This is a genomic window from Amycolatopsis eburnea (genome assembly GCF_003937945.1).
GTDB lineage: Bacteria > Actinomycetota > Actinomycetes > Mycobacteriales > Pseudonocardiaceae > Amycolatopsis > Amycolatopsis eburnea.
Genome location: NZ_RSEC01000058.1, coordinates 684,227 through 707,845 on the forward strand (window position 1 = coordinate 684,227; position 23,619 = coordinate 707,845).

The 23,619-nt window shown below is 71.8% G+C and carries 29 protein-coding genes; 21 read left to right on the forward strand and 8 right to left on the reverse strand.

Annotation, left to right across the window (positions count from 1 at the left end; all coding sequences use genetic code 11):
- Window positions 1-13 precede the first annotated feature (13 nt).
- Window positions 14-2,029: a protein meaA gene (locus EIY87_RS28710; protein ID WP_125312960.1), complete on the forward strand. Its 2,016-nt coding sequence runs from the start codon at window positions 14-16 to the stop codon at window positions 2,027-2,029.
- Here EIY87_RS28710 and EIY87_RS28715 read toward each other — a convergent pair.
- A complete protein-coding gene (locus tag EIY87_RS28715; RefSeq protein WP_125312961.1) occupies window positions 2,022-2,564 on the reverse strand; it encodes a cysteine hydrolase family protein in 543 nt (180 codons plus the stop codon). The two genes, EIY87_RS28710 and EIY87_RS28715, sit on opposite strands and share 8 nt — an antisense overlap.
- Before the next feature lie 71 nt (window positions 2,565-2,635).
- On the opposite strand from EIY87_RS28715, the gene EIY87_RS28720 reads away from it, so the two are divergent.
- From EIY87_RS28720 to EIY87_RS28735, 4 genes are all read left to right on the forward strand, one after another.
- Window positions 2,636-3,595: a GlxA family transcriptional regulator gene (locus tag EIY87_RS28720; protein WP_125312962.1), complete on the forward strand. Its 960-nt coding sequence runs from the start codon at window positions 2,636-2,638 to the stop codon at window positions 3,593-3,595.
- Complete coding sequence (locus tag EIY87_RS28725) at window positions 3,592-4,365, forward strand: enoyl-CoA hydratase-related protein (protein ID WP_125312963.1); 774 nt, start codon at window positions 3,592-3,594, stop codon at window positions 4,363-4,365. The genes EIY87_RS28720 and EIY87_RS28725 overlap by 4 nt, the downstream gene beginning before the upstream one ends.
- A gap of 69 nt (window positions 4,366-4,434) precedes the next feature.
- Window positions 4,435-4,935 carry a TetR/AcrR family transcriptional regulator gene (locus EIY87_RS28730; RefSeq protein ID WP_225440084.1) on the forward strand — a complete coding sequence of 167 codons (501 nt, stop codon included), beginning with the start codon at window positions 4,435-4,437 and terminating at the stop codon, window positions 4,933-4,935.
- Window positions 4,932-5,396 (forward strand): DUF2867 domain-containing protein, encoded by a 465-nt coding sequence (locus EIY87_RS28735; protein ID WP_125312965.1) that lies wholly within the window; start codon window positions 4,932-4,934, stop codon window positions 5,394-5,396. The genes EIY87_RS28730 and EIY87_RS28735 overlap by 4 nt, the downstream gene beginning before the upstream one ends.
- On the opposite strand, the gene EIY87_RS28740 is transcribed toward EIY87_RS28735, so the two are convergent.
- Window positions 5,368-5,913 (reverse strand): NUDIX domain-containing protein, encoded by a 546-nt coding sequence (locus EIY87_RS28740; protein ID WP_125312966.1) that lies wholly within the window; start codon window positions 5,911-5,913, stop codon window positions 5,368-5,370. The two genes, EIY87_RS28735 and EIY87_RS28740, sit on opposite strands and share 29 nt — an antisense overlap.
- A 36-nt stretch (window positions 5,914-5,949) precedes the next feature.
- Between EIY87_RS28740 and nucS the strand changes: the two genes are divergently transcribed.
- Together nucS and EIY87_RS28750 are read left to right on the forward strand one after the other, a co-directional pair.
- Window positions 5,950-6,609 (forward strand): endonuclease NucS, encoded by a 660-nt coding sequence (nucS, locus tag EIY87_RS28745; protein ID WP_163046839.1) that lies wholly within the window; start codon window positions 5,950-5,952, stop codon window positions 6,607-6,609.
- Between the two features lies 1 nt (window position 6,610).
- Window positions 6,611-6,814 carry a DUF1653 domain-containing protein gene (locus EIY87_RS28750; RefSeq protein WP_125312967.1) on the forward strand — a complete coding sequence of 68 codons (204 nt, stop codon included), beginning with the start codon at window positions 6,611-6,613 and terminating at the stop codon, window positions 6,812-6,814.
- 3 nt (window positions 6,815-6,817) lie between these two features.
- Here EIY87_RS28750 and EIY87_RS28755 read toward each other — a convergent pair whose 3' ends face one another.
- A complete protein-coding gene (locus EIY87_RS28755; protein WP_125312968.1) occupies window positions 6,818-7,003 on the reverse strand; it encodes a hypothetical protein in 186 nt (61 codons plus the stop codon).
- Between the two features lie 537 nt (window positions 7,004-7,540).
- Between EIY87_RS28755 and EIY87_RS28765 the strand changes: the two genes are divergently transcribed.
- The 8 genes from EIY87_RS28765 to EIY87_RS28800 all read left to right on the forward strand — a co-directional run bounded on the left by EIY87_RS28765 (window position 7,541) and on the right by EIY87_RS28800 (window position 15,799).
- Window positions 7,541-8,317 carry a hypothetical protein gene (locus EIY87_RS28765; protein WP_125312970.1) on the forward strand — a complete coding sequence of 259 codons (777 nt, stop codon included), beginning with the start codon at window positions 7,541-7,543 and terminating at the stop codon, window positions 8,315-8,317.
- 187 nt (window positions 8,318-8,504) lie between these two features.
- Window positions 8,505-10,202: a sodium:solute symporter family protein gene (locus EIY87_RS28770; protein WP_125312971.1), complete on the forward strand. Its 1,698-nt coding sequence runs from the start codon at window positions 8,505-8,507 to the stop codon at window positions 10,200-10,202.
- Window positions 10,203-10,211: 9 nt separating this feature from the next.
- Complete coding sequence (locus EIY87_RS28775) at window positions 10,212-10,496, forward strand: hypothetical protein (protein ID WP_125312972.1); 285 nt, start codon at window positions 10,212-10,214, stop codon at window positions 10,494-10,496.
- A gap of 47 nt (window positions 10,497-10,543) precedes the next feature.
- Window positions 10,544-11,548, forward strand: coding sequence for a DUF3558 domain-containing protein (locus EIY87_RS28780; RefSeq protein ID WP_225440085.1), 1,005 nt, complete (start codon window positions 10,544-10,546; stop codon window positions 11,546-11,548).
- A 67-nt stretch (window positions 11,549-11,615) separates the two neighbouring features.
- On the forward strand, window positions 11,616-12,617 hold the full coding sequence (dhaK, locus tag EIY87_RS28785) for a dihydroxyacetone kinase subunit DhaK (protein ID WP_125312974.1): 1,002 nt from the start codon (window positions 11,616-11,618) through the stop codon (window positions 12,615-12,617).
- Window positions 12,617-13,246 carry a dihydroxyacetone kinase subunit DhaL gene (gene dhaL / locus EIY87_RS28790; protein WP_125312975.1) on the forward strand — a complete coding sequence of 210 codons (630 nt, stop codon included), beginning with the start codon at window positions 12,617-12,619 and terminating at the stop codon, window positions 13,244-13,246. The genes dhaK and dhaL overlap by 1 nt, the downstream gene beginning before the upstream one ends.
- On the forward strand, window positions 13,243-13,914 hold the full coding sequence (gene dhaM / locus EIY87_RS28795; RefSeq protein WP_125312976.1) for a dihydroxyacetone kinase phosphoryl donor subunit DhaM: 672 nt from the start codon (window positions 13,243-13,245) through the stop codon (window positions 13,912-13,914). Before dhaL ends, dhaM begins: the two co-directional genes overlap by 4 nt.
- 118 nt (window positions 13,915-14,032) lie before the next feature.
- Window positions 14,033-15,799: a 3-hydroxyacyl-CoA dehydrogenase family protein gene (locus EIY87_RS28800; RefSeq protein ID WP_125312977.1), complete on the forward strand. Its 1,767-nt coding sequence runs from the start codon at window positions 14,033-14,035 to the stop codon at window positions 15,797-15,799.
- A gap of 253 nt (window positions 15,800-16,052) precedes the next feature.
- On the opposite strand, the gene tsaA is transcribed toward EIY87_RS28800, so the two are convergent.
- Genes tsaA through EIY87_RS28815 form a run of 3 tightly spaced genes read right to left on the reverse strand, consistent with a single transcriptional unit; the run spans window position 16,053 to window position 17,721 of the window.
- Complete coding sequence (gene tsaA / locus EIY87_RS28805) at window positions 16,053-16,463, reverse strand: tRNA (N6-threonylcarbamoyladenosine(37)-N6)-methyltransferase TrmO (protein ID WP_125312978.1); 411 nt, start codon at window positions 16,461-16,463, stop codon at window positions 16,053-16,055.
- Window positions 16,460-16,885 carry a nucleoside deaminase gene (locus EIY87_RS28810; RefSeq protein WP_125312979.1) on the reverse strand — a complete coding sequence of 142 codons (426 nt, stop codon included), beginning with the start codon at window positions 16,883-16,885 and terminating at the stop codon, window positions 16,460-16,462. The genes tsaA and EIY87_RS28810 overlap by 4 nt, the downstream gene beginning before the upstream one ends.
- Window positions 16,882-17,721: an LLM class flavin-dependent oxidoreductase gene (locus tag EIY87_RS28815; RefSeq protein WP_125312980.1), complete on the reverse strand. Its 840-nt coding sequence runs from the start codon at window positions 17,719-17,721 to the stop codon at window positions 16,882-16,884. The genes EIY87_RS28810 and EIY87_RS28815 overlap by 4 nt, the downstream gene beginning before the upstream one ends.
- Before the next feature lie 93 nt (window positions 17,722-17,814).
- Between EIY87_RS28815 and EIY87_RS28820 the strand changes: the two genes are divergently transcribed.
- Together EIY87_RS28820 and EIY87_RS28825 are read left to right on the forward strand one after the other, a co-directional pair.
- A complete protein-coding gene (locus tag EIY87_RS28820; protein ID WP_125312981.1) occupies window positions 17,815-18,279 on the forward strand; it encodes an Lrp/AsnC family transcriptional regulator in 465 nt (154 codons plus the stop codon).
- A complete protein-coding gene (locus EIY87_RS28825; protein ID WP_125312982.1) occupies window positions 18,263-18,787 on the forward strand; it encodes a P-loop NTPase family protein in 525 nt (174 codons plus the stop codon). Before EIY87_RS28820 ends, EIY87_RS28825 begins: the two co-directional genes overlap by 17 nt.
- Before the next feature lie 2 nt (window positions 18,788-18,789).
- On the opposite strand, the gene EIY87_RS28830 is transcribed toward EIY87_RS28825, so the two are convergent.
- The gene (locus EIY87_RS28830; RefSeq protein WP_125312983.1) at window positions 18,790-19,266 is read right to left on the reverse strand and encodes an Lrp/AsnC family transcriptional regulator; all 477 of its coding nucleotides are present in this window, start codon (window positions 19,264-19,266) and stop codon (window positions 18,790-18,792) included.
- A 58-nt stretch (window positions 19,267-19,324) separates the two neighbouring features.
- Here EIY87_RS28830 and EIY87_RS28835 point away from each other — a divergent pair, with 58 nt between their 5' ends.
- Window positions 19,325-20,443 carry a trans-sulfuration enzyme family protein gene (locus tag EIY87_RS28835; protein WP_125312984.1) on the forward strand — a complete coding sequence of 373 codons (1,119 nt, stop codon included), beginning with the start codon at window positions 19,325-19,327 and terminating at the stop codon, window positions 20,441-20,443.
- On the opposite strand, the gene EIY87_RS28840 is transcribed toward EIY87_RS28835, so the two are convergent.
- Window positions 20,440-20,649 (reverse strand): FmdB family zinc ribbon protein, encoded by a 210-nt coding sequence (locus EIY87_RS28840; protein ID WP_125312985.1) that lies wholly within the window; start codon window positions 20,647-20,649, stop codon window positions 20,440-20,442. The two genes, EIY87_RS28835 and EIY87_RS28840, sit on opposite strands and share 4 nt — an antisense overlap.
- 76 nt (window positions 20,650-20,725) lie before the next feature.
- On the opposite strand from EIY87_RS28840, the gene EIY87_RS28845 reads away from it, so the two are divergent.
- The 3 genes from EIY87_RS28845 to EIY87_RS28855 all read left to right on the forward strand — a co-directional run bounded on the left by EIY87_RS28845 (window position 20,726) and on the right by EIY87_RS28855 (window position 23,588).
- Window positions 20,726-21,850 carry an alkaline phosphatase family protein gene (locus tag EIY87_RS28845; protein WP_125312986.1) on the forward strand — a complete coding sequence of 375 codons (1,125 nt, stop codon included), beginning with the start codon at window positions 20,726-20,728 and terminating at the stop codon, window positions 21,848-21,850.
- A gap of 96 nt (window positions 21,851-21,946) precedes the next feature.
- Window positions 21,947-23,047, forward strand: coding sequence for an NAD/NADP-dependent octopine/nopaline dehydrogenase family protein (locus tag EIY87_RS28850; RefSeq protein WP_191984296.1), 1,101 nt, complete (start codon window positions 21,947-21,949; stop codon window positions 23,045-23,047).
- 232 nt (window positions 23,048-23,279) lie between these two features.
- Window positions 23,280-23,588, forward strand: coding sequence for a hypothetical protein (locus EIY87_RS28855; RefSeq protein ID WP_125312987.1), 309 nt, complete (start codon window positions 23,280-23,282; stop codon window positions 23,586-23,588).
- Window positions 23,589-23,619 lie beyond the last annotated feature (31 nt).

Below are 23,619 nucleotides of genomic sequence, written 5' to 3' on the forward strand. Positions count from 1 at the left end.
CCGGAGGTGCCCAGTGCCGTACCCAACGGACCGCGAGCGAGACCGACCGTGGGTGATGCGCACGTACGCGGGGCATTCGTCCGCCGCCGCGTCGAACGAGCTGTACCGGCGCAACCTCGCCAAGGGGCAGACCGGGCTCTCGGTCGCCTTCGACCTGCCCACCCAGACCGGCTACGACCCGGACCACCAGCTCTCGCGCGGTGAGGTCGGCAAGGTCGGCGTGCCGGTGTCGCACATCGGCGACATGCGGCGCCTCTTCGACGGCATCCCGCTCGCCGAGGCGAACACGTCGATGACGATCAACGCGCCGGCCATGTGGCTGCTCGCGCTGTACGTCTCCGTGGCGCGCGAGCAGGCCGAAGCCGAGGGGCGCGACGTCGACGAGGTCCTCGCGAAGCTCACCGGTACCACGCAGAACGACATCATCAAGGAGTACCTGTCCCGCGGGACGTACATCTTCCCGCCGGGGCCGAGCCTGCGGCTGATCACCGACATGATCGCGTGGACCGTGCACCACGTGCCGAAGTGGAACCCGATCAACATCTGCAGCTACCACCTGCAGGAAGCCGGCGCGACGCCGACGCAGGAGGTCGCCTACGCGCTGTGCACCGCGATCGCCGTGCTCGACGCCGTCCGCGACTCCGGGCAGGTCGACCAGGCCGACATGGCCAAGGTCGTCGCGCGGATCTCGTTCTTCGTCAACGCCGGCGTGCGGTTCGTCGAGGAGATGTCCAAGATGCGCGCGTTCACCGCGCTCTGGGACGAGATCACGCGGGACCGGTACGGCGTAACGGATCCCAAGGCGCGCCGGCTGCGCTACGGCGTCCAGGTCAACTCGCTCGGTCTCACCGAAGCCCAGCCGGAGAACAACGTCCAGCGGATCGTGCTGGAGATGCTCGCGGTGTCGCTGTCCCGCGGCGCCCGCGCCCGCGCGATCCAGCTGCCCGCCTGGAACGAGGCCCTCGGGCTGCCCCGGCCGTGGGACCAGCAGTGGGCGCTGCGGATGCAGCAGGTGCTCGCGTTCGAGACCGACCTGCTGGAGTACGAGGACATCTTCGACGGCTCGCACGTCATCCAGGCCAAGGTCGACGAGATCATGACCGGCGCGCGCGAGGAGATCGCGCGCGTGCAGGACCTCGGCGGCGCGGTCGCCGCGGTCGAAAGCGGCTACATGAAGTCGCAGCTGGTCACCTCGCTGGCCGAATTCCGCCGCGGGGTGGAGAACGGCGAGCGGGTCCTGGTCGGGGTCAACAAGTTCGAGACGACCGAGCCGTCGCCGCTGCAGGCCGAAGGCGCCAAGGCGATCGAGACCATCGACCCCGCCGTCGAAAAGGCCGCCGTCACCGCGATCGAGGAGTGGCGCACCGGGCGTGACAACGACGCCGTCGAGCGCTCGCTGGCCGCGCTCAAGGAACGCGCGCGCACCACGGAAAACCTCTTCGAGGCCACTGTGGACTGTGCGCGGGCCGGCGTGACCACCGGCGAGTGGGCCGGCGCGCTGCGCGAGGTGTTCGGCGAATACCGGGCGCCCACCGGGGTTTCCGCGGCGCCCGGCGGCAGCGGCGACCCGGGGATCGAGCGGGTGCGCGAACGCGTCCGCGCCACCGAAGCGGAACTGGGTGAGCGACTGCGGATCCTGGTCGGCAAGCCGGGCCTCGACGGGCACTCCAACGGCGCCGAGCAGGTCGCGGTCCGGGCGCGCGACGTCGGCTTCGAGGTCGTCTACCAGGGCATCCGGCTGACGCCGGAGCAGATCGTCGCGGCCGCCGTGCAGGAGGGCGTGCACGTGGTCGGGCTGTCCGTGCTGTCCGGCTCGCACCTGGAAGTCGTCCCGAACGTCGTCGACGGCCTGCGCGCCGCGGGCGCGGGCGACGTGCCGGTGATCGTCGGCGGGATCATCCCGCCGGACGACGCCGCGCTGCTCACCGAACGCGGCATCGCCCGGGTGTTCACGCCCAAGGACTACGAGCTGACCGACATCATGGACGGCATCGTCTCGCTGGTCCGGGAGCGCAACGGGCTCAGCTGAGCGCCGCCAGGATGTCCTTTGTGGACTTGACGGTGGCGAACTGGTTCGCCAGGTTCGCCGCCGTCACGCGGTACAGCTCGTCGGCGGTCACCTCGGGGAGGTCGAACGTGAACGTCGCGTCGAGGGCGAAAGTCACGTCGTAGCCCAGGTTCCCGCCCATCCGCGCGGTGGTTTCGCAGCAGAAGTTCGTCTGGATCCCCGCCAGGACGAAGCTCGTGATGCCGCGCTTGCGCAGCCACGCGTCGAGGTCGACGTCGCCGATGAAGGCCGAGTTGACCTTCTTGCCGAACACCAGGTCCGGCCGCGCGCCGTCGAGTTCGGGCTTGAAGTCGTTGCCGGGCTGGCCGGGCCGCAGGGGCGAATCCGGTTTCGTCGAGTCGTGGTGCACGAGCACGACGGGCAGCCGCCGCTCCTGCCACGCGTCGAGCAGCGCCTTCATGTTGGCTTCGGCGCCGGGATTGTTGCGGGGGCCCCAGAAAGCCGCGTCGTCGAACCCGCGCTGGACGTCGATCAGGATGAGTGCCGTTTCGGTCATGCCGTCGAGTTTCGCGGGCGGTACCCACGCAGGGGAGTGGCAGAAGACGCGCGATGCGGTACTTTCCTGCCATGCGCACGATCGGCGTTCTGCTGCTGCCCGGCACCCGGGCGTTCGACCTCGCGGTGATCGGCGAGGTCTGGGGCCAGGACCGGACCGACAGCGGGATCGGCCCGTTCACCGTGCGGCTGTGCAGCGCGGGCCGCGTGCGCACGGCTCTTTCGCCGTTCGGTGACGTCGCGGCGACGCACGGCCTGGCCGGGCTCGACGGCTGCGACCTCGTGCTGGCGCCGGGCCGTGACGACCCCCTCGCGCCGGTGCCGTCCGCCGCCGTCACGGCGCTGCGCCGGGCGCACCGGGACGGGCGCACGGTCGCGGGGCTGTGTTCCGGCGCGTTCACCCTGGCCGCCGCGGGCCTGCTCGACGGCCGCCCGGCCACCACCCACTGGCGCGACCTCGACGCCTTGGCGCGCTTCGCGCCGCGGGCCGACCTCCAGCGGGACGTGCTCTACACCGACGACGGTGGCGTCCTGACGTCCGCGGGTGTCGTCGGCGGCCTCGACCTCTGCCTGTACCTGGTCCGCCGCGACCACGGCGCCGACGTCGCCGCCGCGCTGGCGCGCCGCCTGGTGATGCCGCCGGCGCGGGAAGGCGGGCAGCGGCAGTACGTCGACACCCCGGTGCCCGCGGCGTCGCGCCCCGGCCTGACGTCCACAATGGACTGGGCGCTGGCCCGGCTCGGCTCCGGGATCGGCGTGGAGGACCTCTTCGAGCACGCGCGGATGAGCGAGCGGACGTTCCACCGCGAGTTCGCCGCGGCCACCGGCGTCACCCCGGGGCGCTGGCTGCGCGTCCAGCGCGTCCGGCTCGCTCAGCGGTTGCTGGAGACGACGTCGCTGCCGGTCGAGCGCGTCGCCGAGCGGTCCGGCCTGGGGACGGCGGCGAACCTGCGGCGCCGGATGCGCGCCGAGGTCGGCGTCGGACCGGACAGCTATCGGCGTACGTTCCGAGGAGTTACCGTCGGGGCATGACCGAGTACGAACACATCCTGGTCAAGCGGGACGGCGACACCGTCACGATCACCATGAACCGGGCGGCGCGGCGCAATTCGCTGTCCGCGGACCACCTGGCCGAGCTGCTCGCCGCGTTCCACGAGGCGGGGACGTCCGACGCGACCGGCATCGTCCTGGCCGGCGCGGGCCCGGTGTTCTCCGCCGGCCACGACTTCGGCGACGTCGCCGCGCGTGACCTGATGGGTGTGCGCGAGCTGCTGACGCTGTGCACGGACCTGATGAAGACGATGGAGTCCGTGCCGCAGGTGGTCATCGCGCGGGTGCACGGCCTGGCCACCGCGGCGGGCTGCCAGCTCGTGGCGTCGTGCGACCTCGCGATCGCCGCCGAGTCCGCGGGCTTCGCGCTGCCGGGCGGCAAGGGCGGCTGGTTCTGCCACACGCCGGCGGTGCCGGTGGCGCGCTCCATCGGCCGCAAGCGGCTGATGGAGCTGGCGCTGACCGGCGACGTCATCGACGCGCCCACCGCGCTGGAGTGGGGCCTGGTCAACCGCGTCGTGCCGGACGACCAGCTCGACGACGCCGTCGCGGAACTGCTGGCGCGGGCGACCCGCGGCAGCCGCGCGAGCAAGGCGATGGGCAAGGTGACGCTCTACGCCCAGCTCGACCGGCCCGAGGCCGACGCGTACGCCGTCGCGCTCGAGGTGATGGCCGCGGCGTCGCAGCTGCCCGGCGCCCGCGAAGGCATGGCGGCGTTCCTGGAAAAGCGCAAGCCTTCCTGGCCCGACTGAGCGGAGCTTTCGTAGGGAAAGTTCCGTTTCTCGCTGCCCGCGAGCCGTACCATACGGTATGGTATGGCCATGGCGGGCAAACGGGACTGGCTGGACGCGGGGCTGGTGCTGCTGGCGGAGCAGGGGGCGCCGTCGGTGACCATCGAGCGGCTGACCGAGCGGCTCGGCCTGTCGAAGGGCTCGTTCTACCACCACTTCAAGGGCATCACCGGCTACCGGACCGCTCTGCTGGCGCACTTCGAAACCGAGCGCACGACCCGGTTCATGGAGCAGGCCGACGCCGCGGGTGCCGACCGGCTGGGCGCGCTGCTGAAGCTCGTCCTGGCGCCGGGACCGGGTCTGGGCCTCGAGATCGCCGTCCGGGCGTGGGCCTTGCAGGACGCCGAAGCGCGGGCGGTCCAGGAGCGCGTCGACCGGACCCGCGTCGGCTACCTGACCGAGATCAGCGGCGACGCCGGCCTCGCGCAGGCGCTGTACCTGGTCGTCGTCGGCGCCGGGCAGGTCGTGCCGCCGCTGTCCGGCCGTCAGCTCAAAAGCGCGTTGGAACTCGTACTGGGGAGACGGACATGACCGAACCGTTCGCCAAGGGCGCGGACTACGTCGAGTTCAAGGAGATCGCGAGCGAGAACAGCCTGCGCGAGTTCGTCGCGGGCGTGTTCGGCTGGTCGCCGTGGTGGGTGAAGGGGCTCTTCGGCGTCCGCTACCTGCTCGCCAAGGCCCTGCGACTGGACACCGCGTCGGTGCCGCGGACCGGCCGGCTTCGCCCCGAGGACGTCGGGTTCGCGCCCGGCGACCGGGTCGCGTTCTTCACCGTCCGCGCCGGCGATCCGGAGCGCTACCTGGTCGCGGGCGTGGACGACAGTCACCTGACCGGGTACCTGACGGTCGAAGCGGTGCCCCGCGGGTACCGGCTCGGCACGATCGTGCACTTCCACAACCGCGTCGGGCCGGCCTACTTCGCGGTGATCAAGCCGTTCCACCACCTCGTCATCCGCGGGATGCTCAGGGCCGGAGCCGCTCGTACAGCATGAGCTGGGCCCACGCGGCGACCGACTGCGCGTCGGTGATCTCGCCGGCGAGGATCATCTTCTCGACGTCCGCGCGCGGGAACCACGCGCTGCGCATGTCCTGCTCTTCGAGCTCGCGCTCGGGTTCGCCCTCGGTGATGTCCGTGGCGAGGAACACCCAGCCGCGCTGGCTGCTCATGCCGGGCGCGACGTCCAGCTTGCCGAGCGCGACCATCGACCCGGCCCGCAGCCCGGTTTCCTCGCGCAGCTCGCGCGCGGCGAGCTCGGCGGGCGGCACGTCGGCGCGGCCGGGCGCGGTGCCCTGCGGGAACTCCCAGCGGCGCTCGCCGACCGGGTAGCGGAACTGCTCGACCAGCCGGAACCGGTCGCCGTCCTGGGGGATGACGAGCGCGTACGCGGGTTTGTCGATCACGCCGAAGATGCCCGGCGAGCCGTCCGGGCGGCGGATTTCGTCCTCCCGCACGGTCATCCAGTTGTTCCGGTACACCTCGCGGGACGCGACACGCTGAATGGGGTCCACCCGCCCAGTATCCCGGACCTGTCCTACCCTCCTCGGGTGCGTCTCGTGATCGCGCGGTGCCAGGTCGACTACGCCGGCCGGCTCACCGCCCACCTGCCGATGGCCACCCGCCTGCTGCTCGTGAAGTCCGACGGCTCGGTGTCGGTCCACTCCGACGACCGCGCGTACAAGCCGTTGAACTGGATGAGCCCGCCCTGCTGGCTGATCGAGGACGGCAAGCTCTGGATCGTCGAGAACAAGCAGGGCGAAAAGCTGGTGATCTCGATCGACGAGGTCTTCCACGACTACACCCAGGCCCTCGGCGCGGAACCGGGCCTGCAGAAGGACGGCGTCGAGGCGCACCTGCAGGAACTGCTGGCCGAGCACATCAAGACCCTCGGCGACGGCTACACCCTGGTCCGCCGCGAGTTCCCGACGGCGATCGGCCCGGTCGACATCATGGCCCGCGACGCCGACGGCCGTTCGGTGGCGGTGGAGATCAAGCGCCGCGGCGAAATCGACGGCGTCGAGCAGCTGACGCGGTACCTGGAACTGCTCAACCGCGACCCGCTGCTGGCCCCGGTGCAGGGCGTGTTCGCGGCCCAGATCATCAAGCCGCAGGCCAGGACGCTGGCGGAGGACCGCGGGATCCGCTGCCTGACCCTGGACTACGACGAGCTGCGCGGCATCGAATCCGACGAGTTCAGGCTGTTCTGAGGTGCTCCCGGGGCGGTACGTCCACTACAAGGGCGGGGAGTACGAGGTGCTGGGCGTGGCGCGGCACAGCGAGACCGAGGAGGAGCTCGTGGTGTACCGGGCTCTGTACGGCGAGCGCGGGCTGTGGGTGCGGCCGAAGGTGATGTTCACCGAGACGGTGGAGACGGACGGTGGGCCGGTGCCGCGGTTCCGCCGGGTGGACTGAGCTTCACCGGACGTCGAACGAGATGGCGTAGGTGCTGGGTTCGGTCAGTCCTCCCAGGATGAGAAGCCCGTGGTCGGCGAGCCCGAAGCCTCCGGTGAACGTGCTTCGCGACTTCTTGATCTCGGTGATCGTGCCGGTCGCCGTCGCCGGTCCCTTCGCCGAGCCCTGGGCGCCGGGGTAGATGCCCATCTCCTCGCCGATCTGCTTGGTGATCCGACCTGTCGAGGCCGGTGCGGCCGCTTCGGCCGTCGAAGGCTCGACGATCGACCGGGTGACGGTGACGGTCGTCGTGGTGGTCGTGCCCCTTGTGGCCGATCCGGCTGAGCAGCCGGCCAGCAAGACTGCGGCGGCGGTCAGGACGGGCCCTTGCCGGCAGGTGCGGTAATCGTTCTCCGCGCCGATACCGGATCGATGCCGAATTCCGGTATCTGATTCCGGGTCGATTACTCCGCAAGGAAATCATTGACGTGATCGGCCGCGGCGCTGTGACCAGGTCTTTTTTGCGCCTGATTCCTGCGCTGTTCGGGTGAGTTCGGGATCTTATTCCCCGGGCTCGTGGGACACTCGATTCGAGGGGTTCCGCCGGTGCGTCCGGCGTGGCCGGAGGGTGGTGCGCTCGGCCGTCTTTCTTCGTCGTGCCAACGTTTCAGTCCGCCTTCGAGCTCGGTGTGCGCGTGCCAGCCGGCCGGTGCGCGCGCGTTTTTCGGCTGCACGGAGGAGGAAGTCATGCGTTATCGCCCACTCGGTTCCGATCCGGTCGACCCGCGGCTGGGGCGGTTCATTCCGGACGACTGGCGGCACGTCGAAAGGTATCCGCTGTCCGCGCTGGCCGACGACGACCGGCCCACGCGGGCGCCCGTCGTGATCGGGGTCAACTGGTACTCCGCGTTCGACGAGCCGGAGCAGGACGAGACCTCCGGGGAGTTCTTCATCGCCAAGGCCGGCGTCAAGAAGCTCGGCCGGGTGCGCGGCGGGCACTGCGTGTGCCTCGAGCCGGGCGGGACGCCGGACACCGACGCCTGGTACGCGTTCTACGACCAGGGCCGCGAGGGTGCCTGTGTCGGGTTCGGGTGGTCGCGGTGCATGTCGATCTTCAACGGCAGCGAGTACGCCGCCCGCTGGCTGTGGGACTCGGCCAAGAAGCGCGACGAGTGGCCCGAGACCAACCCCGGCGACGACAACGGCACGTCCGTCCGCGCCGCGGCCGAGGTGCTCGCCGAAACCGGGCACGTCCTGTGGGACGACTCCTACGCCGGCGACGACTGGCAGCAGCGCGAGCAGTACGCGCCGGAAGCCAAGCAGGGCATCAAGGCGTTCCGCTGGGCCAAGTCGGTCGACGACGTGCACGCCGTGCTCGGCAACCCGCGGGCCGACGAGCTGGGCGCCGTGCCGATCCTCAACTCCTGGGGCCCGGGCTACCCGCACCGGACCTACCTGCCCGACGCCGTGCTCGCGCGGCTGATCGACGAGGAAGGCGAGATCGCCGTCCCGACCGACCGGTGACCGGCCGCCGCTCCCGCGGCGTGTGAACGAGGGCGCGTTTCCCCTGGTAGCAGCCAGGGGGACGCGCCCTCTGGCCACTGTGGACAGGTCAACGTGCCGACCCTGAATCCATGCAGTACTGTCCGGAACCGACAGGACAGTGGTGATTCCTGTGGGTTGTTGTCCAGTTTGAAATGAGGTGGGTCGGGTGCTCGTCCTAGCCGATGCGAACCTGCGACTCGATGCCAGCGCGATCGACTACATCGAGCTGGCGTTCTACTTCGTGCTGGTGCTCGGCATCGGGTACCTGGCACGGCGGCAGGTGTCCAGCAGCCTCGACTTCTTCCTGTCCGGCCGCTCCCTGCCCGCGTGGGTCACCGGCCTGGCGTTCATCTCCGCGAACCTCGGCGCGGTCGAAGTGATGGGCATGTCGGCCAACGGCGCCCAGTACGGCCTGCCGACCGTGCACTACTTCTGGATCGGCGCCATCCCGGCGATGCTGTTCCTCGGCATCGTGATGATGCCGTTCTACTACGGCTCGAAGGTGCGCAGCGTCCCCGAGTTCATGCGGCGGCGCTTCGGCAAGCCGGCCCACCTGGTCAACGGCATCAGCTTCGCCGCCGCTCAGATCCTGATCGCGGGCGCGAACCTGTTCCTGCTGGCCAGCGTCGTGAACCTGCTGCTCGGCTGGCCGCTGTGGGTGTCGATCATCGTCGCCGCCGCGATCGTGCTCTCCTACACCGCGCTCGGCGGCCTTTCCGCGGCCATCTACAACGAGGTCCTGCAGTTCTTCGTGATCGTCATCGCGCTGGTGCCGCTGACGATCGTCGGCCTGGTCAAGGTCGGCGGCTGGGAGGGCCTGGTCGACAAGGTCACCAACAGCCCCGGCGGCTCGGCGCAGCTGCACTCCTGGCCCGGCGACAACCTGACCGGCTTCGGCAACAGCATCCTGTCGGTGCTGGGCATCGTGTTCGGGCTCGGCTTCGTCCTCTCGTTCGGCTACTGGACGACGAACTTCGTCGAGGTCCAGCGCGCGATGGCGTCGAAGAGCATGTCCGCCGCCCGCCGGACGCCGATCATCGGCGCGTTCCCGAAGATGCTGGTGCCGTTCATCGTCATCATCCCCGGCATGATCGCCGCGGTCAGCGTGTCCGAGTACGTCAAGGACAAGCAGGTGCTGCTCGACGGTGGCAAGGCCGAAAGCGGCGTCACGTTCAACAACGCCCTGCTCCTGCTGATGCGCGACCTGCTCCCGAACGGCATGCTCGGCATCGCCATCGCCGGTCTGCTCGCGTCCTTCATGGCCGGCATGGCGGCCAACCTCAGCTCGTTCAACACCGTGTTCACGTACGACATCTGGCAGACGTACGTGAAGAAGGACAAGCCGGACCACTACTACCTGAACCTGGGCCGCGTCGTGACGTCGGCCGGCACGATCCTCGCCATCGGCACCGCGTTCATCGCGTCGAACTCCGGCAACATCCTGAACTACCTGCAGGACCTGTTCTCGTTCTTCAACGCGCCGCTGTTCGCGACGTTCATCCTCGGCATGTTCTGGAAGCGGATGACCCCGCACGCCGGCTGGGTGGGCCTCGTGCTCGGGACGGCGTCGGCGATCACCGTCTGGAGCCTCTCGCAGGCCGGGGTGCTCGGCCTCACCGGGCAGGGCATCAGCTTCGTCGCCGCCGGGACCGCGTTCGTCGTCGACATCGTCGCGAGCGTCGTGGTGTCGCTGGCCACCAGGCCGAAGCCGGACGAGGAGCTCGTCGGGCTGGTCTACTCGCTCACCCCGCGCGACTCGCTCAAGCACGACGACACCGGCGAGAACGCGGGCTGGTACCGCAAGCCGGGCCTGCTCGCGGGCATCGTGCTCATCCTGACCATCGCCCTCAACGCCATCTTCTAGGAGGTCGGAATGGCTACCGAGTCCGGCGCGCGGCCCCACAAGGCGGGCGCCTTCGACATCCGGCTGATCATCGCCCTGCTGATCGGCGTCTACGGCGTGATCCTCACGGTGATGGGCATCGGCTTCACCTCCGACGCGGAGATCCAGAAGGCGGCGGGCGTCAACATCAACCTGTGGGCCGGCATCGGAATGCTGGTCGTCGCCGTGCTCTTCGTCGTCTGGGCGAAGGTGCGGCCGCTCGTCGTCCCGGCGTCGACCGAGACGGAAGACACGGCGCCCGCCGCGGGCGAATAGCCGGGTTGTCCGGACAACGGCGCGAGGGTGCGGCTACCGTGCATCGCGTGTTCCTTGACGCTCGGCGCCGCCGTCTCCCGAAGCTGTTCCTGCTGGTCACCGCGCTCGCCCTGCCGCTGACCGCGTGCGGGCCGGACCTCGGCCGGTCCAACTTCGGCCGCACCACGGTCCCCGCGGCGGCCGGCGGCACCGGGCAGCAGACCGACGGCCCGATCACCGACGCCGCCGTGGCGGCGAACGTGCTGCGCACGATCAAGCCGTGCCAGTTCCTGACCAAGGACGCCCTCGGCGCGCTCGGCCTCGGCACGATCGAAGACGACCCGAGGCAGTCGTCGATCGCCTTCGACACCTGCCGGAACGAGCTGAAGGACCCCGGCGGCAAGACGATCCGGCTCGAGGTCGAACTCGGGAACGCCCTGCTGCCCGGCATCGACAAGACGACCGGCCAGGTCGGCGGGCTCCCGCTGCGCGTGAACAAGTCCGGCGACACCGACTGCACGCTCGCGGCGATGACGGCGCTGAACCCGGACCTGGGGATCACCGTGTCGGCCACCTATGCCGGCGACGACCCGTGCCGGCCCGGGCGGGCGCTGCTGGAGGCGGCCGTCCAGAAGGTGCACAACTCGCCGGAGAAGTACTCGACGCCGCCGGGCACCGTGCTGACGGCCGACCCGTGCGCGATGGCCGACACCTCGGCCGTGTCCGCCGTCGCGCCGTCGGCGAAGTCCACGCCCGCGGGCCTGCACTCCTGTGAGTGGAAGGGCAAGGACCCGAAGGTCACCGTCAAGTTCCTGCCGGGGCTGCCCCCGATCGTCGGCGACGGTTACTCCAAGGTGGACATCGGCGGCGGGGTCACGGCGTTCCAGAAGCAGACGAGCGCGAGCGCGTCGCGGTGCGCGGTGCAGTGGCAGCACCGGCCGTGGGAGGGCGACGACGTCGAACTGGCCCAGGTGGAGTACGAGAACTACGCCGCCGAAGCGAGCAGCGACGACCCGTGCGGCAAAGCGGTGACCGTCGCGAAAAACGTCGTCACGAAGCTCCCCAAACCCTGACCTGGCGGTGGGCCGCGCGGGGAGGTAGGAAGGGGGCACCCCACCCGCCGATGTGCCGGAGGTTGCCGTGAAGAAGATCATCAACGATCCGGCGAACGTGGTCGCGGAGTCACTGCGGGGGCTCGCCGCCGCGCACTCCGACGTCCTGCGCGTCCAGTACGACCCCGATGTCGTGGTCCGGGCCGACGCGCCGGTCGCGGGCAAGGTCGCCGTCATCTCCGGGGGCGGGTCCGGGCACGAGCCGCTGCACGGCGGGTTCGTCGGCCCCGGCATGCTCGCCGCCGCCGTCCCGGGCGCGGTGTTCACCTCCCCGACGCCGGACGCCGTGCAGGCCGCCGTCACCGCGACCACCGGTGACGCGGGCGCGCTGCTCATCGTGAAGAACTACACCGGTGACGTGCTGAACTTCGAGACCGCCGCCGAGCTGGCCGCGGCCGAGGGCCTCGACGTGCGCAGCGTCGTGATCGACGACGACGTCGCGGTCAAGGACTCGACCTACACCGCCGGCCGCCGCGGGGTCGGCGGGACGGTGCTGCTGGAGAAGCTCACCGGCGCCGCCGCCGAGCGCGGGGACTCGCTCGACGCCGTGACCGCGCTGGCGCAGAAGGTGATCGGCCAGGTGCGCTCGATCGGCGTCGCGCTGACGGCGCCGACCGTGCCGCACGCCGGCACCCCGAGCTTCGACCTCGGCGACGGCGAGATCGAGTTCGGCATCGGCATCCACGGCGAGCCCGGCCGCGAGCGCATCCCGCTCGAACCGGCCGACGCCCTGGTGGCGCGGATGGTCGAGGCCGTCGTCACGGACCTGCCGTTCGCCTCGGGCGACCGCGTCCTGCTGTTCACCAACTCGATGGGCGGCACCCCGCTCGTCGAGCTGTACCTGGCCCACGGCATCGCCGAGCGGCTGCTGGCCGAGCGTGGGATCGTGGTCGAACGCCGGCTGGTCGGCCCGTACATCACCAGCCTCGAGATGCAGGGGATGAGTCTGACGTTGCTCAAACTGGACGACGAGCTGACCGAGCTCTGGGACGCCCCGGTGAACACCCCGGCGCTGCGGTGGGGGCGCTGATGACCTGCAAGGCCGAAGGGGTCGAGGCGGCCGTGCGCGCCGCCGCCGCGGTGGTCGCCGAGCACCGGGTGGAACTGATCGACCTCGACCGCGCGATCGGCGACGGCGACCACGGCGAGAACCTGAACCGCGGGTTCGCGGCCGTCGTCGCGGCGCTCGACGCGGGCGCGCCGGACACGCCGGGCGGGGTGCTGAAGCTCGTCGCGACGACGTTGATCTCCAAGGTCGGCGGCGCCGCGGGGCCGTTGTACGGCACGGCTTTCCTGCGCGCGTCGGCCAAGCTGGGCGCCGCGGGCGAACTCGACGTCCCGGCGCTGCTGGACGCGCTGCGCGCCGGTCTCGAAGGCGTCCAGGCCCGCGGGAAGGCCGTCGGCGGCGACGCGACCATGGTCGATGCCCTGATCCCGGCGGTCGCGGCCGCGGAGAAGGCGGCCGAGGAGGGCGGCGACATCGCCGCCGTGCTGACCGCGGCGGCCGACGCGGCCGACCGCGGTGCGGAGTCCACAGTGGAGCTGGTACCGCGCAAGGGCCGGGCGTCCTACCTCGGCGAGCGCGCGGTCGGGCACATGGACCCCGGTGCCCGGTCGTCGGCGCTGCTGCTGCGCGCGTTCGCGGAGGCCGCCCGGTGAGCGTGGGGATCGTGCTCGTTTCGCACAGCGCCAAACTCGCCGAAGGACTGGCCGAACTGGCCGCCCAGATGGCACCGGACGTCACCATCGTGCCCGCCGGCGGCCTCGCCGACGGCTCGATCGGCACGGACTACGACGAGGTCGTCGCGGCCACCCAGCGCGCCGACCGCGGCGACGGCGTCGTGCTGCTCTACGACCTCGGCAGCGCGCAGATGACCGCCGAGCTCGCCGTCGAATCGCTGGCCGATCCCTCGTCCGCCGTCGTCGCGGACGGCCCGCTGGTCGAGGGCGCCATCGCCGCGGCCGTCGCGGCCCAGGCGGGCGAAGGGCGGCAGGCGGTGGCCGAGGCCGCCGCGGCGGCCGGGATCCCCGAGGACCTCGAACCCGCCGAGCCCACGGCGGGCGGCGCCGAGGTCGAGCTGGAGCTGCGCAACGACGTCGGGCTGCACGCGCGGCCGGCCGCGGTGCTGGTGCGCACGCTCAGCGAGTTCGACGCCGAAGTCACCGTCCGGCTCGGTGACCAGGAGGCCGACGGCCGCAGCGTGCTGGCCCTGATGTCGCTCGGCGCCCGGCAGGGCGACCGGATCCTCCTGCGGGCGACGGGCCCGCAGGCTTCGGCGGCCTTGACGAAGGCGAAAGAGCTGGTGGACGGCAATTTCGGCGAATGAGGCGGGTTCGCCGACCGGGTGACTTGAGCGGTACTGACTCGATTCCGTCTGGGCTTCGCGCGGTCCCGCGTGGCAGTATCGGGGCAATTACCAGCGAGTAACATCTCTGGAGGCCTCGATGACGCGGGACATCTCGACGGTCGGAGTGATCGGCCTGGGCACGATGGGGGCCGGGATCGCCGAAGTGCTCGCGCGCAGCGGGCTCGACGTCGTCACGGTCGAGCTCGACGAGGCGGGGGTGGCGCGGGGCCGCGGGCACCTGCGGCACTCCACCGAGCGGGCGCTCTCCGGTGGCAAGCTGGACGCGCCCGGTCGTGACGCGCTCCTCGGCCGGATCCGGTACAGCACCTCGCTTTCCGATCTGTCCGATGTGGACCTGGTGATCGAGGCGATCCCGGAGAGCCTCGAGCTGAAGGCCGACGTCTTCACCGAGCTCGACAAGATCACCCGGCCCGAGGTCGTGTTCGCCTCCAACACGTCGTCGCTGTCGATCACCGAGATCGGCGTGCACACCACGCGTCCCGGCAAGGTCGTCGGCATGCACTTCTTCAACCCGGCGCCGGTGCAGAAGCTCGTCGAAATCGTCAAGACCGTGGTGACCGAGCCCGAGGTGGTCACCGAGGTGGTCGAGTTCGCCGAGCGGCTCGGCAAGGTGCCGGTGGTGATCGGCGACCGGGCCGGGTTCATCGCGAACGCGCTGCTGTTCGGCTACCTCAACCACGCGGTGCGGATGTACGAGCAGCGCTACGCCACGCGCGAAGACCTCGACGCCGCGATGCGCTTCGGCTGCGGCTACCCGATGGGCCCGCTCGCGCTGCTCGACCTGATCGGGCTGGACACGGCGAACGAAATCCTCGACACGATGTACCACCAGTCCCGCAACCGCCTGCACGCCCCGGCGCCGCTGCTCAAGCAGATGATCACGGCCGGCCTGCTCGGCCGCAAGACCGGCCGCGGCTTCTACACCTACGACGCCCCGGACTCGCCGAACGTGGTCGCTTCCGACGTCGCGTCCACTGTGGACGCCACGCCGCCGCGGCCGGTGTCGCGGGTCGGCGTGGTCGGCACCGGGACGATGGCCACGGGCATCGCGGAGGTGTTCGCGAAGCGCGGCCTCGACGTCGTGCTGCGCGCCCGGAGCCTGGAGAAGGCCCAGGCGTCCGTGGCGAAGGTGAAGAAGTCGCTCGACAAGGCCGTGGTCCGCGGCAAGCTGTCCGAAGAGGACGCTTCGGCGGCGCTGGCCAGGATTACCCCGGTGACGGACTTCGAGGCGCTGGCCGACGTCGACCTGGTCGTGGAGGCGGTCGCCGAGGAGCTTTCGGTGAAGCAGGCGGTGTTCTCGGCACTGGACGAGGTCGTCCGCCCGGGCGCGGTGCTCGCCACGACGACGTCTTCGCTGCCGGTGATCGAGTGCGCGGCGGCGACGTCCCGGCCGTCCGATGTGGTCGGTCTCCACTTCTTCAACCCGGCACCGGTGATGAAGCTCGTCGAGGTGGTGTCGACGATCGCGACCGCGCCGGACGTGGTCTCGACGGCGAGCGCGGTCTGCGCGGCGGTCGGCAAGCACGCCGTCCACTGCGGCGACCGAGCCGGCTTCATCGTGAACGCGCTGCTGTTCCCGTACCTCAACGACGCGGTCAAGATGCTGGAGGCCCACTACGCGGAAGCGGACGACATCGACACGGCCATGAAGGTCGGCTGCGGCCTGCCGATGGGGCCGTTCGAGCTGCTGGACGTCGTCGGGCTGGACGTGTCGCTGGCGATTCAGCGGACGCTGTACAACGAGTTCCGCGAGGAGGGCTTCGCGCCGGCACCACTGCTGGAGCACCTCGTGACGGCCGGGCGGCTGGGGCGGAAGACCGGGAAGGGCTTCAAGACCTACTGATCATTGCCCCAGGCTGAGTGCGACGCGCCCGTATCGCGCGTCGTCGGAGTGCCCGGTTCCCAGCGCGCCTTGGGAGAGCACGGTTCCCGCCGCGTTGTAGACGGCGCGGGCCAAGTCGAGGCCGACCCACAAGGCACCGACCAAGCCGCGCCCCGCGGCACCCGCGAGAAGCAGGTGCCAGAAGTTCGTCCGTGGCCGCGCCGGCGGCGTTTGCGGCTGCGGCCACGAATCGGGGACGGTTCGAACGCGTCGGTCAGCGCTCGGCCACCTCGCCCAGGGCCGGCTTGACGTCCAGGATCGGCGTGCCGTCGATCGCTTCCAGGCCGGTCACCGTCAGGACACCCGGCTCGGCCGCGGTCACGGTGACCGGGTGGAGGCCGATCGGGTTCGGGCGGTCCGGGGAGCGGGTCGAGAACACCCCGGTGCTCGGGCGGGCCGGGTCGCCGCGGGGGTGGACCGATTGAACTTCGCGGTCGGCTTCGTGCAGCCACGTGAGCAGGACCAGGCGGTCGCCCGGTCGCAGGTCGGCCGCCGCCGCGTGGAAGCCGGGCGCGAAGACCACGCGGGCCGGTGGGGCGCCCTCGTCGCCTTGTTTCGGGGCCGTGCCGCGGTCGGTCAGGGGCGACTCCACGTGGGCCACCGGGCGGACCTCGTAGCTCGTCACGTGTAGTACCCCTCGACCGGTACGCGGGCCTCGTCGAACAGGGCGGGGCCGTCGAGTTCGTAGCCCCACTTCACCGGCGGGCGCAGGGTGAGGAACTGCTCGGTCGAGAGCGCGTACACCACGCGGCCCAGGCCGGAGCGCTCGATCGCGCCCGTGCACATGCCGCAGGGCTGGGTGCTGGTGTACATCGTCGTCGCCGCCGCGGTTTCCGGGTCGAGGTTCTGGGCCGCCCAGCGGGCCAGCTTCAGCTCCGGGTGGGCCGTGATGTCGTTGTCGGTCAACGACGTGTTGCGGTCTTCGGCGATGATCTTGCCGTCGGCATCGGCCAGCAGCGAGCCGAACGGCGGGTTGCCGTGTTCCTCGCGTGCTTCGCGGGCGAGCTCGATGGCCCGCCGCAGCAGGGCTTCTTCGGTGTCCTTCACCGGTTCTCCTTCCAGGACGCGGCGACCGCCGCGAGGTCTCGCCACGCCACTTCGGGGTGGAGGGTTTCGGCCGGGTCCGCGTCGAACGGGTCGAGCACGACGGTCTCCGCGCCCAGCGCCCGCAGCTGCGCTAGATCGCCGAGAACCTGGTCGAGGGTCCCTTCGCCGGCCCGCCGGTCCGGCCCGGTCGCCGGCGATCCGGTCACCCGCAGCAGGATCCGCGGCGCGAAGGCGGGCACCGGCCGGTCGCCGGCCAGTTTTTCCAAGCGGGACAGGCCTTCCCGGAAGCTGTCCATGGTCAGCCGCAGCGGGTGCCACGCGTCGCCGAGGTCGATCGCCCGGCGCAGGCCGGCGTCGCTGTGGCCGCCCAGCCAGAGCGGGATCGGGCCTGCGCGGTAGTCGTCGTGGTCGGCCCACGCCGCGCGGATCGTCCGGAGGTACTCGGTCGTGAGCTTTCCCCGCCGCTCGAACGGCACGCCCAGCGCTTCGAACTCCTGTTTCGCCCAGCCGATGCCGGCGCCGAGGACCAGCCGGCCGCCGCTCAGCGCGTCGAGGTTCGCCGCCATCCGGGCCACCAGCAGGGGATGCCGGTACGGCACGACCAGCACGGTGGTGCCGAGCCGCACCCGCTCGGTGACCCCGGCCAGCCACGACAGCGTCGTGAACGGCTCGTAGAACGGCGCCGGGTACTGGACGGCTACGTCCGGTGTGATCGCGACGTGGTCGGACACCATCAGCAGGTCGTAGCCCAGGCCTTCCACCGTCCGCGCCCACGCGCGCAGGACGCCCGGATCCGTGCCGGGGCCGAAGTTGGGGACGTTCACGCCGATCTTCACCGGGAAAGGCTATCGGCGCTCCAGCCGTGATCGGAAGGGAACAATCACGGCGTTGACCGGCTCGGGCCGTGGATCTCGCGGTACATTCGGCGAATGACCGAGAGTCTCGACCAGACGGACTGGGCCATCCTCGTCGAGCTCCAGCGCGACGCCCGGCTGCCGCTCACCGAGCTGGGCCGCCGGGTGAACCTCAGCGCGTCCGCGGCGACCGAACGGCTCCGCCGGCTCGAGGCCGCCGGGGTGATCACCGGCTACCGCGCGCAGGTCGACCTCGGCAAGGTCGGCTACCCGGTGCTCGCCGTCGTCCGGCTCAAGTACCCCGGCAGCCGGCACGAAGCACTGCACAAGCTGCTCGCCGAGCGCCTCGAGATCCTCGAATGCCTGCGCACCACCGGCGACGACTGCTACACGCTCAAGGTCGCCGCCGCCTCCATGGCCCACCTCGAGCACACCATGGACGAGCTCGCCCAGTTCGGCAGCACGACCACGAACGTCGTCTACAGCCAGACCCTGCCCTACCGCGGCCCGCAGGAGCCCGCCCGTGACCCCGGTGCCTGAGCGCGTCGTCGTCTACGGCGTGACCGGCTCGGGCAAGTCGACACTCGCCGCCCGCATCGCCGAGCGCACCGGCCTGCCCTACGTTTCGGCGGACGACCTGAGCTGGCAGCCGGGCTGGGTGCCGGTGCCCGACGAAGAACAGCGCCGCCGCATCGCCGAGGTCTGCGCGGGGGAGCGGTGGGTCCTCGACGCCGCCTACGGGAAGTGGCGCGATGTCGTGCTGGCGCGCACCCAGCTCGTGGTCGGGCTCGACTACCCGCGCTGGCTTTCGCTGAGCCGGCTGGTGCGCCGGACGCTGTGGCGCTCGGTGACCCGCGAGCGGATCTGCAACGGCAACGTCGAGTCGTTCCGGCAGATGTTCTCGGCGGATTCGATCATCCGGTGGCACTTCACGTCGTTCGCGGCGAAGCGGGCGCGGATCCGGGCCTGGGCCGCCGAGTCGCCGGGGCCGGTCGTCGTCCGGCACACGTCCCCGCGCGAGACGCGCCGCTGGCTCGAGAACCTCTGACGTCAGGACCTCGGCGGCAGGAGCGGGCCGCCGCTCCAGTGCTGGAACACCAGGTTCGTGTGGACGCGGGCCACCTCGTCCCGGGCGGTCAGCTCGTCGAGCACCAGGCGCTGCAGCTCGCCCGCCGAGCTGGTGGCCACGTGCGCGAGGAAGTCGTCCGGGCCGGTCAGGTGGTAGACCGCGCGCACCTCGGGCAGGGACAGCAGGTGCTCGATGAACGGGTCGACCAGCGGCCGCCGGTGTGGGCGGACCTGGACGAACAGGAAGGCTTCCAGCGGGCGGCCCAGCTTGGCCGCGTCGACCGAGGCGTGCTGGCCGGTGATCACGCCCGTGTCGCGCAGCCGGGCCACGCGGTCGAGGCACGTCGAGGGGGCGATGCCGACCGCGGCCGCCAGGTCCTTGTTCGTGATCCGGGCATCGTTCTGCAGCAGGCGCAGAATCTCGAGGTCCACCGGACTCAGTTCGACGGAAACGGACATCGGCGAATCATATCCGAGGGTGTTGCCCTCGATCCGGGGAAAGATCGAGCATGCTCGCATGACTTCCGCGCTGCGAACCCGAGCCGTCCACGCCGGCCGTGACGATCTCACGGACCTGGGCGTGCACGCCGCTCCGCTCGACCTGTCCACGACCTACCCGTCCCGCGACAGCGCCGCCGAAGCCTCCCGGATCGACGACTTCGCCGCGGGCGCCGAGCTCGACGGCCCGCCGATCTACGGCCGGGTGGGCAACCCGACCGTCGAACGGTTCGAGCGGGCCCTCGCCGAGCTCGAAGGCTTCGACCACGGCGTCGCGTTCGCCAGCGGGATGGCCGCCGTCTCGGCCTGCCTGCTTTCCGCGGTGGCGCAGGGGAAGCGGCACGTCGTCGCCGTGCGCCCGCTGTACGGCTGCAGTGACCACCTGCTCGAGTCCGGGCTGCTCGGCACCGAGGTCACGTGGGCCGCGCCCGACGCCGTCGCAGCCGCGATCCGGCCGGACACCGGGCTGGTGTTCGTCGAGACGCCGGCGAACCCGACGCTGGCCGAGGTGGACCTCGCCGGGCTGGCGGCGGCCTGCGGGGACGTGCCGCTGGCCGTGGACAACACCTTCGCCACGCCCGTGCTGCAGCGCCCCGGCCGCCACGGCGCCCGGATGGTGCTGCACAGCGCGACGAAGTTCCTCGGCGGCCACGGCGACGTGATGGGCGGGGTCGTCGCGTGCGACGCCGAAGAAGCCGCGCGCCTGCGGCAGATCCGCTTCGCCACCGGCGGCGTGCTGCACCCGCTCGCCGGATACCTGTTGCTGCGCGGGCTTTCCACGCTGCCGCTGCGCGTCAACGCCGCCTCCGCGACCGCGGCGACGCTGGCTTCACGGCTCGCCGAGCACCCGGCCGTGACCGCCGTCCACTACCCGCGGATCGGCGGGCCGCTGGTGGCGTTCGAGGTCGACGGCGACCCGCACGCCCTGATCGCGGCGGTCCGGCTGATCACGCCTGCCGTCAGCCTCGGCAGCGTCGACACGCTGATCCAGCACCCCGGCTCGATCAGCCACCGGATCGTCGACGAGGACGACCGCCGCGGCGCCGGGGTGTCCGACCAGCTGATCCGGATGTCCGTCGGCCTCGAGGACGTCGAGGACCTGTGGGCCGACCTGGAGCAGGCGCTGAAGGCGCTCTAGCCGCAGCAGCCGCCACCGCAGCAGCCGCCACCGCCCGCCGGGGCCGCGGGACCGCTCGCGGCCCCGGTGAGGGCGACCGTGGTGAGCAGCTTGACGGTGTCGGAGTGCCCCTCCGGGCAGGGCGCCGGCGCACCGGATTCGCTCATCGGGCGCAGGAGCTCGAACGTCTCGGTGCACTCGCGGCAGCGGTAGGCGTAGGTCGGCATGCCCCGATTATCGCCGGAGGGCCGGGCCGGGGGAAGCCGGACCGCCGCCCGCGGTGATCGGTGGGAAGCTGGGCGCGTGCAGCCGCCTTCGCTCGCCGACGTCCCGCACCTCGGCCAGGTCGTCCCGTCCCTGCTCGCCGCGCTGGGGGTGCCCGGCTGCGGGAACACCCTGGCACTGCCGGAGGCACGCAGCGCCGCCGTGCTGCTCGTCGACGGGCTCGGCTCGGAACTGCTCGCCGAGCACGCCGCGGACGCCCCGGTCCTGACCGAGCTCGCCCGCGCCTCCCTGCGCGTGGGTTTCCCCTCGACGACGGCCGCCGGAGTCGCCGCGATCGGCACCGGGCTCGCGTCGGGCGAACACGGCATGGTCGGCTACACCTTCGAAATGCCGGGCACCGGTGTGCTCAACGCGTTGCGCTGGTGCAGCCACGAGGACGGCGGCGACCTGCGCGGCGCCCTCCCGCCCCGCGACGTGCAGCCGCTGCCGACGACGTTCGAGCGGGCCGCCGCGGCCGGGATCGACGCCGCGGTGGTGTCGGCCGGGAAGTTCGCCGATACGGCGCTGACCCGCGCCACCCAGAGCGGAGCGCGCTACGCCGGGGTGCACGCGCTGGGCGACCTCGCCGCGCGGACGGTGGACGTGCTCGGCGGGCGCGCGTTCTGCTACGCCTACCACAGCGAACTCGACCTGCTCGGCCACGTCTACGGGCCCGGCTCGGCGGCCTGGCGGATGCAGCTGCGGCAGGTCGACCGGCTCGTCGAGTCCATTGTGGAGGGTTTGCCGGCCGGTGCCCTGCTCGCCGTGGTGGCCGACCACGGGATGGTGGCCGTCGACGACCCGCTCGACCTCGAAGACACCCCGGAGCTGCTGGCGGGTGTCCGGACGTTCGGCGGCGAGGTGCGGGCCCGGCACGTCTACACCGAGCCGGGCGCGGCCGCGGACGTCCTCGCGGCCTGGCGGGCGGTGCTCGGCGAGCGGGCCTGGGTGCGTTCGCGGGAGGAAGCCGTCGCCGAGGGCTGGTTCGGCCACACGGTCAGCGACCGGGTGCTGCCCCGCATCGGCGACGTCGTCGCCGCGGCCCGGGACCGGTTCGGGATGGTGCGCGGGCTCGCGGAGGCCGTCGAGACGTCGCTGATCGGGCAGCACGGGTCGCTGACCACCGCCGAGCAGCTGGTTCCGCTCGCACTCGCCCAGGGCTGACCGGCGCCCGGTTTCCGGGAACGTGCGCAGGCGGGAACTTTCCCCCTTCCGGTGCCGACCTGTCCACTGCGTACCGGACTGACGGGAGTGGGCGGAATGAGCGTGCTGGACGGGATCGGGGTCGTCGGGGCGGGCGGCGAGGGACGGGCCGTGGCCGCCCACCTGGCCGCGCGGGGGCTGCCCGTGCACCTGTACACGCGGGATCTCGCTGCCGTGGCGGGGATTGCGCGCCGGCGAGAGATCGTCGCGCGCGGCGCGCTCGAAGGCCGGTTTCCGCTGCGGGAGGTGACCTCGGATCCCGCCGGGCTGGGCGGACGCGCCGTCGTGCTGATCGCCACCGTGACCACCGCCTACCCGGAGGTCGCCGCCCGCCTCGCACCGCACCTGCGCGCCGGGCAGGTCGTGGTGCTGTTCTCCAGCAAGCTCTGCGGGAGCGTCGAGTTCGCGCACGCGCTCGCCGCCGCCGGGGCGCCGGAGGTCGACGTCGTCGAGACCGACGCGCTCTTCGCCGCCCGGCCGGCCGGGACCGACGGGGTGACCGTGCTGGGCGCCAAGGGCTGGAACCTGATCTCCGGGAGCACGCCGGACGCCGTCGCCCGGCAGGCGGGGCTGCTGCGCGAGTGGTTCCCGATGCTCGAGATCGCGCGCAACCCGGTGGAACGCGGGCTGCACGACTTCGGCGCGGTCGCGCACGTGCCGATCGCGCTCGCCAACCTCGGGACCATCGACCGTGCCGAGGAGCTGCTCTTCTACGTCGACGGGGTCTCGGCGCGCACGATCGCGTTGCTGGAGCGGACCGAGGCCGAGTTCGCGCTGGTCGCGCGGGCTTACGGCGCCCGGCTGATGCCGATGACCGAGGTGCTCGACCGGTACTACGGCTGCCCGGCCACGACCTTGCTGGACGCGTTGCGGACGGTGGAGCCGTACCGGACGATCGCCGCGCCGACGAGTCTCGATCACCGGTTCCTGACCGAGGACATCCGGTCGACGCTGGTGCCGCTGCAGGCGCTCGCGCGGTGCGCCGGGGTGGCGACGCCGGTGGTGGATGCCGCGATCACGATCATGTCCGTGCTGGGCGGGGAGGATTTCCGGCGGACCGGGCGGACGTTGGGGCGGCTCGGGTGGGAGGGGCTCGGGCACGAGGGGATCGTGCGGCGGCTGGGGGTGGGTGACGGGGTGGTGGAGCGGGCCGCTTGAAGGGGCGCGGGGTGTGCTCGCGGATCGGGGACGTTGGGCGCCGTGCCGGGCGGTTCGCTGCCGGGCGTGGGGATCGCGCCGGTTCGGGGTGGCCGGCCGGCTGCGCGGGCGGGGCTGCCGGGCGGGCTTGCGCGGGTGGGAGTGGCTCGGCCGTGCGGACCGGGATCGCGTGGGCGGGCTGCCGTCTGGGCCGGGGGCGGGTGGCCGGACCCCGGGCCGTTACCGTGGGTTCGTGCCTCGACGCAACCGTCCCGGCCGCCGCTCGGACGGTGGGCCGTCGCCTGAACGGGAGCTCGGTGCCGCTACCGGGTGGGCTCGGTCGGAGGCCGGGGCCGACGGGGAGTGGCTCGTGCGGAGCGTGCCCGGGGCGCAGGCCACCAAGTTCTACCGCTGTCCCGGCTGCGACCACGAGATCCGGCCCGGGACGCCGCACGTCGTGGTCTGGCCCGCCGACGAGACCGGGTCCGTCGCCGACCGGCGGCACTGGCACCGGGCCTGCTGGGACGCGCGGGCCCGGCGGCGGCCGACCCGGCGCCGGTGACCCTTTCACTCTGGAGTTGTCAAACACCAAG

Bases quoted from the DNA above. Each gene is read 5' to 3' on its own strand.
- EIY87_RS28715 (WP_125312961.1), bottom strand. From the start codon at position 2,564: ATGACCGAAACGGCACTCATCCTGATCGACGTCCAGCGCGGGTTCGAC.
- EIY87_RS28720 (WP_125312962.1), top strand. From the start codon at position 2,636: ATGCGCACGATCGGCGTTCTGCTGCTGCCCGGCACCCGGGCGTTCGAC.
- EIY87_RS28725 (WP_125312963.1), top strand. From the start codon at position 3,592: ATGACCGAGTACGAACACATCCTGGTCAAGCGGGACGGCGACACCGTC.
- EIY87_RS28730 (WP_225440084.1), top strand. From the start codon at position 4,435: ATGGCGGGCAAACGGGACTGGCTGGACGCGGGGCTGGTGCTGCTGGCG.
- EIY87_RS28735 (WP_125312965.1), top strand. From the start codon at position 4,932: ATGACCGAACCGTTCGCCAAGGGCGCGGACTACGTCGAGTTCAAGGAG.
- EIY87_RS28755 (WP_125312968.1), bottom strand. From the start codon at position 7,003: ATGGGCATCTACCCCGGCGCCCAGGGCTCGGCGAAGGGACCGGCGACG.
- EIY87_RS28765 (WP_125312970.1), top strand. From the start codon at position 7,541: ATGCGTTATCGCCCACTCGGTTCCGATCCGGTCGACCCGCGGCTGGGG.
- EIY87_RS28775 (WP_125312972.1), top strand. From the start codon at position 10,212: ATGGCTACCGAGTCCGGCGCGCGGCCCCACAAGGCGGGCGCCTTCGAC.
- dhaL (WP_125312975.1), top strand. From the start codon at position 12,617: ATGACCTGCAAGGCCGAAGGGGTCGAGGCGGCCGTGCGCGCCGCCGCC.
- EIY87_RS28800 (WP_125312977.1), top strand. From the start codon at position 14,033: ATGACGCGGGACATCTCGACGGTCGGAGTGATCGGCCTGGGCACGATG.
- EIY87_RS28820 (WP_125312981.1), top strand. From the start codon at position 17,815: ATGACCGAGAGTCTCGACCAGACGGACTGGGCCATCCTCGTCGAGCTC.
- EIY87_RS28830 (WP_125312983.1), bottom strand. From the start codon at position 19,266: ATGTCCGTTTCCGTCGAACTGAGTCCGGTGGACCTCGAGATTCTGCGC.
- EIY87_RS28835 (WP_125312984.1), top strand. From the start codon at position 19,325: ATGACTTCCGCGCTGCGAACCCGAGCCGTCCACGCCGGCCGTGACGAT.
- EIY87_RS28840 (WP_125312985.1), bottom strand. From the start codon at position 20,649: ATGCCGACCTACGCCTACCGCTGCCGCGAGTGCACCGAGACGTTCGAG.
- EIY87_RS28850 (WP_191984296.1), top strand. From the start codon at position 21,947: ATGAGCGTGCTGGACGGGATCGGGGTCGTCGGGGCGGGCGGCGAGGGA.